The sequence below is a fragment of the Nioella sp. genome (genome assembly GCF_964229645.1).
Taxonomy (GTDB): Bacteria; Pseudomonadota; Alphaproteobacteria; order Rhodobacterales; family Rhodobacteraceae; genus Nioella.
In genome coordinates this window covers 1-9,887 of sequence record NZ_CAXREX010000036.1, presented here as the reverse complement: position 1 = coordinate 9,887, position 9,887 = coordinate 1, and the positions used below count along the sequence as shown (strand labels likewise).

Here is a 9,887-nt window from a genome sequence, read left to right as displayed (position 1 = left end):
GGCTCGCGAGCGCCTGTGCCGATTGCCATCCACTCGGTCCAGGGTCAGAATCGTCCGGGACAGGAGGAACCGATATGCAGAACACCCAAGTCATCCTTTCCAGCCGGCCGGTCGGCGTGCCGAAGCCCGAGCATTTTTCGACCCGCGAGGTGCCGGTGCCCGACCTTGATAAGAACCAGGTGCTGATCCGCGTCAGCCATTGGTCGGTCGATCCGGCGATGCGGGGATGGGCCAATGACGTGCCGAACTATTCTCCTCCGGTCGCGATCGGGGATCCCATGCGCAGCTTTGCCGTCGGCGAGGTGATGGCCAGCCGCCATCCGGGCTATACCGAGGGCGATGTCGTCGAGGGGCTCCTGGGCTGGCAGACCCACGTCGTCAGCGACGGCAGCAATATCGGGCACATCGTGACCGAGACCGATTTGCCGCGCAGCTATGCGCTCGGCATCCTGGGGCTGAATGGCACCACCGCCTATTTTGGCCTGCTCGACTCTTGCGCGGCCAAGCCGGGCGATACGGTTGTGGTCTCCACCGCCGCCGGCGCCGTGGGGTCGGCCGTCGGACAGATCGCCAAAGTGATCGGCTGCCGAACCGTCGGCATCGCGGGCGGGGCCGAGAAGGTGCACCAGTGTCGCGAGGAATTCGGCTATGACGCGGCCATAGACTACAAGTCCGAGGATGTGGCCAGCGCCGTCGCCGCCGCCTGCCCCGACGGGGTGGATTGCTATTTCGACAACACCTGCGGGCCGATTTCAGACGCCGTGATGACGCGGCTGGCCCAGGGCGCACGCATCACCATCTGCGGCACCGCAGCCATCACCGAATGGGACCCGCTGCCCGTCGGTCCGCGGGTGCACCGGCAGTTGCTGGTCGCCCGGGCCCGCATGCAGGGCTTTCTCATCTTCGACTACAAGGATCGGCTGGCAGAGGCGCGAACGGCCCTGGCGGGCTGGCTGCGCGAGGGGCGCATCACGGTGCGCGAGCATGTTCTGGACGGCCCGCAGGCAGCACCCGGCGCCATCTCCATGCTCTATCGCGGTGAAAACACCGGCAAACTCATCGTGAAGGTGGCCTAGGATGGCCTAGCCGCCAGAAAATTCGACCGGCAGGATGTCGGAGCCATATGACCCGACATTGTCGATCGCCCAGGCCTCGCCCCCATAGGGATCGTCGCCGATACGGCCCACGCCGAATTGAAGGGACTCGCTCGGGTTGGCGACCACGACCTGCACGGTATAGGTGGTCTGGGTGTTCACGTTCGACCGCGTGGCTTCGTAATTCGAATCCCCCACCTCGGCCTCGTAATAGGCGTTGGCGATGTCGAGCCGTTCTTCGGAAACGGCCCGGCTGACGCTTTCGCGCTCTATGAAGTTGTAGGACACCAGCGTATCTTCGCTGTCATCGCCGCCCACGGTAGTCGAACTGCCCCCGGCTAGGCGGGTTGCGTCGATCATGACCCCGTTGACGAACATCCGCATGTGGTCCGCCGCCTCCCAGTTGCCGATCGTGGTAAGGTCGAACTCGATCATGGCATAGCCGGTATCAGGATCGAAACTGTAGGTGTTCAGCACGACCGGGTTGCCGCTTTGGTCAAAGAACGGGCCGAGCATGCCGTCCAGAAGCGGGTCATCATGCTCATCGGCAATGGTGATCCATCCATCGTCACCATTGGTGAAATCGTCGAAGTCGAGTTGCACCAGCCCGTTGCTGCCCTCATCCTGCCCAGCATTGCCGGATGAGCCGGACCCACCCTCGCCCGCAATATCGGCGTTGAGCGCATCGCGGATATCGCGCGCCAGATCCGAGACACCGCCTGTGACCACGCCGGTCACCGCAAGGCCAAGCCCCACGACCATGCCCATCAGGGGCACCATGTCCACTGTCACGGCGCCGTCTTCTTCAGTCAGGAATTGGGAACACACAACAGCACGCGACATGGGCACAAAACCTCATAAGTCACTTCCGTCCCTAGCCCTAGGCCGCGATAGCGCCCGATTTATGGAGAATTTGCAGCAGCTTCGCCACAATTTACCCAAAGGGCTGAATCCCGGACACGACGTGACGCAAGGCGCCACGCGTGCGCGGGGCCGGTCATCGACCGGACAGATTCGGTCCATTTCATACGCTCAGGCGGCGCGCCGGATCAGGCGTTGAACAGGAAGTGCAGGACATCGCCATCCTTGACGATATAGGTCTTGCCCTCGACACGCATCTTGCCCGCTTCCTTGGCCCCCACCTCGCCATTGCAGGCGAGGTAGTCGTCATAGGCGATGGTCTCGGCCCGGATGAAGCCGCGCTCGAAATCGCCATGAATGACGCCTGCGGCCTGCGGCGCGGCGGTGCCCCTGCGAATGGTCCAGGCGCGCGCCTCTTTCGGGCCGACGGTGAAATAGGTTTCAAGATTCAGCAGGCCATAGCCCGCCCGGATCAGCCGGTCGAGCCCGGCCTCTTCCAGTCCCATCTCGCCAAGGAACATCTCGGATTCCTCGGCGTCGAGCTGGCTGATTTCTTCTTCGATCTGGGCCGAGATGACGACCGTTGCCGCACCCTGCGCTTTCGCCATGGCCTCGACCTTGGCGGAGAATTCATTGCCCGTCGCGGCCGATCCCTCATCGACGTTGCAGACATAAAGGACCGGCTTGGTGGTCAGCAGTTGCAGCATCTTCCACGCCTTGGCGTCCTCGGCAGAGACCTCGACCATGCGGGCCGGTTTCCCGTCCTCCAGCATCTTCTGGGCTTCGGCCAGCAACCGGTCCTGCTGCAGCGCTTCCTTGTCGTTGCCCTTGAGCTTGCGCACAAGGTTCGCGCGGCGCTTCTCGATGCTTTCAAGATCGGCCAGCATCAGCTCGGTCTCGATGGTCTCGGCATCCGCAATCGGGTCGATGCGGCCATCGACATGGGTGATGTCGTCGTCTTCGAAGCAGCGAAGCACCTGCGCGATCGCGTCGGTTTCGCGGATATTGGCGAGGAACTGGTTGCCAAGCCCTTCACCCTTCGACGCGCCCTTCACCAGCCCCGCGATATCCACGAAGGTCATGCGCGCGGGGATGATCTGCTTGGAACCGGCAATGGCCGCCAGTTTATCCAGACGCGGGTCCGGCACGGCCACGTCGCCCACATTGGGCTCGATGGTGCAGAACGGGAAGTTGGCAGCCTGTGCCGCCGCCGTCTTGGTCAACGCGTTGAACAGGGTGGACTTGCCCACGTTCGGCAGCCCAACGATACCCATCTTGAAGCCCATCTGGCCCTCCGCATCCTCGTGTGTCGGCGCCTTCTATGCGCAAGGCGTCCATACTGCAACGGAGTCTTCGTCCTGACGCGGGCGGTTTGCTGTGCAAAAATCGATCCAAGATCTGCGCCGGATTTTGGCTGCGCACCTGCCCCTGCGCGCGCAGCCGTTTTCCGCGTCGGAAAACGGACCGAAATCCGCGCCGGATTTCGCCCGCGCAAACCAATCCGTTTGACCATTGATTTCCGGGCCTACATTCGCCAAACCAAGCCGGACAGAAGACGAGGAACCGCCATGACCCGGATCGACGCCAAATTCGCCGCCCTCAAGGCCGAGGGGAAAAAAGCCTTCGTGGCCTATATCATGGGCGGGGATCCGGACTATGCCACCTCGCTGGAGATCATGAAGGGGCTGCCGGTCGCAGGTGTCGACCTCATCGAGCTGGGCATGCCCTTCACCGATCCGATGGCAGATGGGCCGACCATCCAACTTGCCGGCCAGCGCGCGCGGGAAGGCGGACAGACCCTGCAAAAGACGCTCGACATGGCCGCCGAATTCCGCAAGGCCGACGATACCACCCCCATCGTGATGATGGGCTACTACAACCCGATCTAGAGCCGCGGCGTTGACAGGTTCCTGGCCGACGCCAAGGCCGCTGGCGTTGACGGTCTGATCGTGGTGGACCTGCCGCCCGAGGAGGATGCAGAACTTTGCATTCCCGCGCAGGCCGCCGGTCTCAACTTCATCCGACTGGCCACCCCCACCACCGATGACAAGCGCCTGCCCAAGGTGCTGCAAAACACCTCCGGCTTCGTCTACTACGTCTCGATCACCGGCATCACCGGGGCCGCTGCTGCGCAATCGGCGGACGTGGGCCCTGAAGTGGCACACATCAAGGCGCAGACCGACCTGCCCGTCATCGTGGGCTTCGGCATCCGCACGCCGGAAACGGCCGAGCAGATCGCCTCGGTTGCAGATGGGGCCGTCGTGGGCTCGGCCATCGTGTCCGAAATCGCGGCAGGCAAGCCCGTGGCCGATGTACTGGGCTTCGTGAAGGGCCTCGCAGACGGGGCGCATCGCGCGTGATCGCGCTGTCGCTTGGCAGCCTGGCGCCCTTGCTGGTCGCCGCGGCCCCGGGAACCCTGGCCCTCACCGCCACGACGGCCCCCGGCGCGCCCGTGCTTCTGGTTGGGCTTCTGACGATCCTGTCGTCCTTGGGTTAACCCGTCTTGCGCCGCAGGATATGGGTGGCGCGGTAGCTGGCCACCTCTTCCCCCACCTGGTTGTAAACGCGGTATTGAATAACTGTCCGCCCCCTGTCAGGCCGCGACTGCGACGGGCTGGAGCTCAGCACCTCCGCCTCCGTGTGCAGCGTATCGCCCGGATAGACCGGCTTCAGCCAGCGCAGCTCGTCCATGCCGGGCGAGCCCATCGAGGCCTCGGTCCACACATTCGCTTCCAGCGTCAGCACGAAGGCCGTCAGGATCGTCTGGAAGCCGCTTGCGATGATCCCGCCATAGGGTGAGTCCCTGGCGGCCTCGGGGTCGGTATGGAACGGCTGCGGATCCCACCGCCGGGCGAAGCCCACGATCTCGGCCAAGGGCAGAGTCCGTGCCTCGGTCTTGAACCGGTAACCCACGGGCAAATCGTCAAAAAACATGGCGTCCCTCCTGTGGCCATCCCCTGCGGCAGAGTAACCGGAAAAAGCCCATTGTGAAAATCGCGCGACATTGGTAAGAATTTCTCACCAATCTTGGAGGAGAGCCCATGCCCGTCATTACCAATATCGACGACCTCAAGCGCATCTATAAGCGGCGCACCCCCAAGATGTTCTACGATTACGCGGAATCGGGCAGCTGGACGGAACAGACCTTCCGAGAAAACACCAGCGATTTCGAGAAGTTGTACCTGCGCCAGCGCATCGCCGTCGACATGACCGACCGCAGCACGAAAAGCCAGCTGGTTGGTCAGGACGTATCCATGCCCGTGGCGCTCGCCCCGGTCGGGCTGACTGGCATGCAATGCGCCGATGGCGAAATCAAGGCCGCCCGCGCGGCGGAAAAATTCGGCGTGCCCTTCACGCTGTCGACCATGTCGATCTGCTCGATCGAGGACGTGGCCGAGAACACGGAAAAGCCCTTCTGGTTCCAGGTCTACACCCTCAAGGACGACGACTTCATGCGCCGGCTCTTCGACCGGGCAAAGGCCGCGAAATGCTCGGCCCTTGTCATCACCGTTGACCTTCAGATCATGGGCCAGCGTCACAAGGACATCCGCAACGGGCTATCGGCCCCGCCGAAGCTGACCCCCGCCTCGATCATGGATATGATGACCCGGGTGCAGTGGGGCCTTGGCATGCTCGGCACCAAGAGGCGCACCTTCGGCAACGTCGTGGGCCACGCCAAGGGCGTGGATGCCACCGGGTCACTCTCTGCCTGGACCAGCCAAGCGTTCGATCACTCGCTGGACTGGGACCGGATCAAGGAATTCCGCAAATGGTGGGATGGCCCGGTGATCCTGAAGGGCATTCTCGATGCTGACGACGCCCGCAAGGCGCTCGATGTGGGCGCCGACGCGATCGTGGTGTCGAACCACGGCGGGCGGCAGCTCGACGGGGCCATTTCCTCGATCCGCGCCCTGCCCTCGATCCTCGACGCCGTGGGCGACAAGATCGAGGTCCATCTCGATAGCGGTATCCGCTCGGGCCAGGACGTGCTCAAGGCCGTGGCCATGGGGGCCAAGGGCTGCATGATCGGGCGCGCCTTCGTCTATGGGCTCGGCGCCATGGGCGAGGCAGGTGTGACCAAGGCGCTTGAGGTCATTCACAAGGAACTGGACACGTCGATGGCGCTCTGCGGCGAACGGGACGTCAACAATCTCGGGCGGCACAACCTGCTTGTGCCCAAGGGGTTCGCGGGCGAGTGGGAATAAGCAAAAGGGCGGTCATCAGGACCGCCCTTCTCGTTATGCGGCGCTGTCCAGCCCACGCCCCTTGAGCAACGCCTCCACCCCCGGCATGCGTCCCCGGAAGGCGGTGTAGAGTGCATCGGCCTCTGCGCTACCACCCGCAGACAGGATGAAACGTTCCAGCTTTGCCGCCGTTGCCGGGTCGAAAACGTCTCCGGTTTCCTCGAAGGCCTGGAACGCATCGGCATCCATTACCTCGGACCACATGTAGCTGTAATAGCCTGACGAATACCCGTCGCCCGAGAAGACATGCGCAAATTGCGGCGTGGCGTGGCGCATGACGATGGCGCGCGGCATGCCGATGCGCGCCAGAGTCTCGGCCTGCGCCGCCATCGGGTCGGCAGGCGCGGGGCCATCGTGGAAATCGAGATCGACCAGCGCCGAGGCCACGTATTCCACCGTCTGGAATCCCATGTCATAGGTCCGCGCCGCCAGAAGCCGGTCCAGCAGGTCCCGGGGCATCGGCTGGCCGGTCCGCGCATGCAGCGCATGTTGTTCCAGCACTTCGGGCACGTCGAGCCAGTGTTCGTAGAGCTGGCTTGGCAGTTCCACGAAATCGCGCGCCACGGAGGTGCCCGAGATCGAGCCATAGGTCACGTCCGACAGCATCTGGTGGAGCGCATGGCCGAACTCGTGAAACAACGTGCGCGCATCATCGTAACTCAGCAGCGCGGGCGCGCCCTCGGCGGGCTTGGCGAAGTTGCAGACATTGACCACGATGGGCCGTTCCTCGCCATCGAGCTTGGACTGGCTGCGCATCGCCGAACACCATGCGCCCGACCGCTTGGAGCCACGGGCGAAATAGTCGCCGAAGAACACCGCCATGTGGCGGCCCTTGCGCGTGACCTCCCATGCGCGGACATCGGGGTGATACATCGGCACGTCCAGTGGCGCGAAGTCGAGACCGAACAGGCGATGCGCGCAATCGAAGGCCGCCGCGATCATCCGGTCGAGCTGAAAATATGGCTTGAGTTCCGATTCATCGAGATCGTGCTCGGCCACCCGGCGCTTTTCCGAGTAATAGCGCCAATCCCAGGGCTCCAGTTCGCCATTGAGGCCCTCGGCCCGCATCATCTCGGTCAGGCGCTCTGCATCGCGCTCGGCCTGCGCCTTGGCGGGCTCCCACACCTGCATCAGAAGATCGCGCACGTTGTCCGGCTTGCCCGCCATTTCCGTATCCAGCTTGAAAGCGGCGAAGCTCTCGTAGCCCAGGAGCCGCGCGCGTTCCTCGCGCAGGGCCAGCGTTTCGGCAGCTATCGCCCGGTTGTCGGTTTCACCCCCGTTCGCGCCGCGTGCTGACCAGGCCTGCATGGCCTTCTCGCGCAGCTCACGGCGAGGGGAGAATTGCAGGAACGGCACGATCAGCGACCGCGAGAGCGTCACCACCGGACCATCTGCACCCTTTTCCTTGCCGGCCGCGCGGGCCGCATCAACGACGAAATCCGGCAGGCCCTCCAGGTCAGCCTCGGAAAGCTCCATGAACCAGCTACGCTCATCGGCCAGCAGGTTCTGCGTGAACTGCGTGCCCAGCACCGCCAGGCGCGATTTCACCTCGGTCAGCCGGTCGCGGTCCGCCCCCTCCAGCGCGGCGCCCGCGCGGGTAAAGCTGCGATGGGTCAGGTAGAGCACGCGCTCCTGCTCCGGGCTCAGGCCCAGGCTTTCGCGGTTCTGCCACAGTGCGTCGATCCGCTGCCACAGCGCCCGGTTGTTGGTGATTTCGGAGGAGTAGGCCGACAGCTTCGGCGCCATCTCTCGCTGCAATGCCTCGCGCGCCGGGTTCGCATCGGCGCCCGCGAGGTTATAAAATACGCCTGCCACCCGGTCGAGCAACCGGTCGGCACGTTCCAGCGCCTCGATCGTGTTGGCGAAAGTGGGCGGCTCTGGATTGTCGGCGATCGCCTGGATCGCGGCGCGGCCCTGGTCCAGTGCCTGATCCAGCGCCGGGGCGAAATGGGCATCTTCGATCAGGTCGAAAGGCGGCAGGGCGAAGGGGGTTTCCCAGTCCTGGAGAAGCGGGTTCGTCATCATGTGTCTCCTTGTCGGGACAAGATAGGGGCGGCAGGCGCGAGTGGCGAGGGCAGGACGCCTCCGGCGGGGGTATTTCTGCCAAGAAGACGGGGCAAGCGCGCGTTTAGGTTAACGGGGGTCGGTTAAGCCCTTGTTCAGGCTTTGCCGGGCGTGCCGGACCCGCAGACGGCGCAATCGGCATTCCGGCCAAGGGTGATCGTGCGGGTTTCCGCGTAGAGCGCGTCGAAGATCAGCATTCGGCCCCGCAAGGGATCGCCTGCCCCCGTCAGCGTCTTGACGGTTTCGCTTGCCATCATTGCGCCAATCACGCCCGGAAGGGCCCCGATCACCCCGGTTTCAGAACAGGTAGCCGCCATGCCCGGGGCGGGCGCTTGCGGAAAGACACACGCCATGCAGGGCGCGCCGTGGGACGGGTCGTAAATCGTCACCTGCCCTTCCCATGCCGATATGGCCCCCGACACGACAGGCCTTCCCGTTGCCACCGCGGCGCGATTGATAAGCTCGCGGATCGACCAGGCATCGGTGCCATCGACGATGAGATCATAGTCGGCAAAGAGCGTCTCTGCGATCTCCTCGGTCAGCTTGCGGTGATAGGGGCGCACATCCACATGGGGGTTCAGCGCCAGCATCCGTTCCCGAGCCGAGAAAACCTTGGGCATGCCCTGCGACTGATCGGTGTGAATGATCTGCCGCTGAAGGTTGGTCAGGTCCACCTCGTCATGGTCGATGACCCCGATCCGCCCCACGCCCGCCGCCGCAAGGTAGAGCAGCACGGGCGAGCCAAGCCCCCCGGCCCCCACCACCAGAACCTTGGCCTGCTTGAGCTTCTTCTGCCCTGTCCCGCCCACTTCGCGCAGGGTGATGTGGCGCGCATAGCGTTCCAGTTCTTCGGCGGAAAACGTGCCGGTCTTCTGCGTCGTGTCGGTCTCTCGCGCGGTTTCGCTTGCCACGGCCCGCGTCCGAAGCCGCCGCAGCGCCTCTCGATAGGCCAGGACCAGTGCCACCGCCCCCCCGAGCAAGAGCCATGGTGCCGCTGATCCCCCGGTGTTTTCGCGCAGGGGATGTCCCTCGGGCAGCGTCACCTGCACCGCCAGAACCGCCACATAGAGCAACAGGAGCATCACCAGACGCGCCCGGACCGGTGCTTTCATAAGCCAGCCAACGCCCCAAAGCGCCGCCGCCATCGCCAGCACCACCCCCATCAGCCGCGCCCCGTCGAGCCGAACCCACCCTCGCCCCGGTGACTGTCGGACAGGGCCGTCGCAGGCTCGAACACGGCCTGGACAACGGGGGCGACGACTGCCTGCGCGATGCGGTCGCCATGGGCGATGGTGAAGGGCTCGGCGCCCAGGTTGATCAGCAGAACGCCCAAGGGGCCTCGGTAATCGCTGTCGATGGTTCCGGGCGTGTTGGGCAGGGAAATCCCGTGTTTCAGCGCAAGTCCCGACCTGGGCCTGATCTGCATCTCGAAGCCTTCCGGGATTTCCACGCGCAGGCCCGTCGGCACGATGCGCCGTTCCATTGGCGCCAGCACCAGCCCCGCCGCCCGGTCCTCGGGCCTGAGATTCGCACGCAGATCGGCCCCTGCCGCACCTGCCGTCTCATAGCTTGGCAGGGCCACGTCGGGATCGGCCCAGTCTTCCCGCAGCACCCGGATCGTCAG

General features: G+C 64.4%; 9 protein-coding genes and 1 pseudogene. 4 read left to right on the top strand and 6 right to left on the bottom strand.

From position 1 onward, the window contains the following. Positions 1 to 74: 74 nt before the first annotated feature. Complete coding sequence (locus ACEQXV_RS02645) at positions 75 to 1,076, top strand: NADP-dependent oxidoreductase (protein WP_370267758.1); 1,002 nt, start codon at positions 75 to 77, stop codon at positions 1,074 to 1,076. A 6-nt stretch (positions 1,077 to 1,082) separates the two neighbouring features. Here the strand turns inward: ACEQXV_RS02645 and ACEQXV_RS02640 are convergent, their stop codons facing one another. Continuing rightward, a complete protein-coding gene (locus tag ACEQXV_RS02640; RefSeq protein WP_370251930.1) occupies positions 1,083 to 1,886 on the bottom strand; it encodes a hypothetical protein in 804 nt (267 codons plus the stop codon). Positions 1,887 to 2,143: 257 nt separating this feature from the next. Further along, the gene (ychF, locus tag ACEQXV_RS02635) at positions 2,144 to 3,241 is read right to left on the bottom strand and encodes a redox-regulated ATPase YchF (RefSeq protein ID WP_370251928.1); all 1,098 of its coding nucleotides are present in this window, start codon (positions 3,239 to 3,241) and stop codon (positions 2,144 to 2,146) included. A 282-nt stretch (positions 3,242 to 3,523) separates the two neighbouring features. Between ychF and trpA the strand changes: the two are divergent. Both trpA and ACEQXV_RS02625 read left to right on the top strand, forming a co-directional pair. Further along, positions 3,524 to 4,315, top strand: a pseudogene (gene trpA / locus ACEQXV_RS02630) (tryptophan synthase subunit alpha). Next, positions 4,312 to 4,452 carry a hypothetical protein gene (locus ACEQXV_RS02625; RefSeq protein WP_370267757.1) on the top strand — a complete coding sequence of 47 codons (141 nt, stop codon included), beginning with the start codon at positions 4,312 to 4,314 and terminating at the stop codon, positions 4,450 to 4,452. The pseudogene trpA and the gene ACEQXV_RS02625 overlap by 4 nt, the downstream one beginning before the upstream one ends. Here the strand turns inward: ACEQXV_RS02625 and ACEQXV_RS02620 are convergent. Next, positions 4,449 to 4,889, bottom strand: a complete 441-nt coding sequence (locus ACEQXV_RS02620; protein WP_370251925.1) for a MaoC family dehydratase — start codon at positions 4,887 to 4,889, stop codon at positions 4,449 to 4,451. The genes ACEQXV_RS02625 and ACEQXV_RS02620 overlap by 4 nt on opposite strands. 107 nt (positions 4,890 to 4,996) lie before the next feature. On the opposite strand from ACEQXV_RS02620, the gene ACEQXV_RS02615 reads away from it, so the two are divergent. Further along, the gene (locus ACEQXV_RS02615; RefSeq protein WP_370267755.1) at positions 4,997 to 6,160 is read left to right on the top strand and encodes an L-lactate dehydrogenase; all 1,164 of its coding nucleotides are present in this window, start codon (positions 4,997 to 4,999) and stop codon (positions 6,158 to 6,160) included. A 33-nt stretch (positions 6,161 to 6,193) separates the two neighbouring features. Here ACEQXV_RS02615 and ACEQXV_RS02610 read toward each other — a convergent pair whose 3' ends face one another. From ACEQXV_RS02610 to dut, 3 genes are all read right to left on the bottom strand, one after another. Next, positions 6,194 to 8,221 carry a M3 family metallopeptidase gene (locus ACEQXV_RS02610; protein WP_370251922.1) on the bottom strand — a complete coding sequence of 676 codons (2,028 nt, stop codon included), beginning with the start codon at positions 8,219 to 8,221 and terminating at the stop codon, positions 6,194 to 6,196. Between the two features lie 137 nt (positions 8,222 to 8,358). After that, positions 8,359 to 9,426: a ThiF family adenylyltransferase gene (locus ACEQXV_RS02605; RefSeq protein ID WP_370251921.1), complete on the bottom strand. Its 1,068-nt coding sequence runs from the start codon at positions 9,424 to 9,426 to the stop codon at positions 8,359 to 8,361. Next, positions 9,426 to 9,887 (bottom strand): dUTP diphosphatase, encoded by a 462-nt coding sequence (gene dut / locus ACEQXV_RS02600; RefSeq protein WP_370267754.1) that lies wholly within the window; start codon positions 9,885 to 9,887, stop codon positions 9,426 to 9,428. The genes ACEQXV_RS02605 and dut overlap by 1 nt, the downstream gene beginning before the upstream one ends.

Coding starts and splice junctions, on each gene's coding strand:
- ACEQXV_RS02645 (WP_370267758.1), top strand. CDS start 75: ATGCAGAACACCCAAGTCATCCTTTCCAGCCGGCCGGTCGGCGTGCCG.
- ychF (WP_370251928.1), bottom strand. CDS start 3,241: ATGGGCTTCAAGATGGGTATCGTTGGGCTGCCGAACGTGGGCAAGTCC.
- ACEQXV_RS02620 (WP_370251925.1), bottom strand. CDS start 4,889: ATGTTTTTTGACGATTTGCCCGTGGGTTACCGGTTCAAGACCGAGGCA.
- ACEQXV_RS02615 (WP_370267755.1), top strand. CDS start 4,997: ATGCCCGTCATTACCAATATCGACGACCTCAAGCGCATCTATAAGCGG.
- ACEQXV_RS02610 (WP_370251922.1), bottom strand. CDS start 8,221: ATGACGAACCCGCTTCTCCAGGACTGGGAAACCCCCTTCGCCCTGCCG.
- ACEQXV_RS02605 (WP_370251921.1), bottom strand. CDS start 9,426: ATGGGGGTGGTGCTGGCGATGGCGGCGGCGCTTTGGGGCGTTGGCTGG.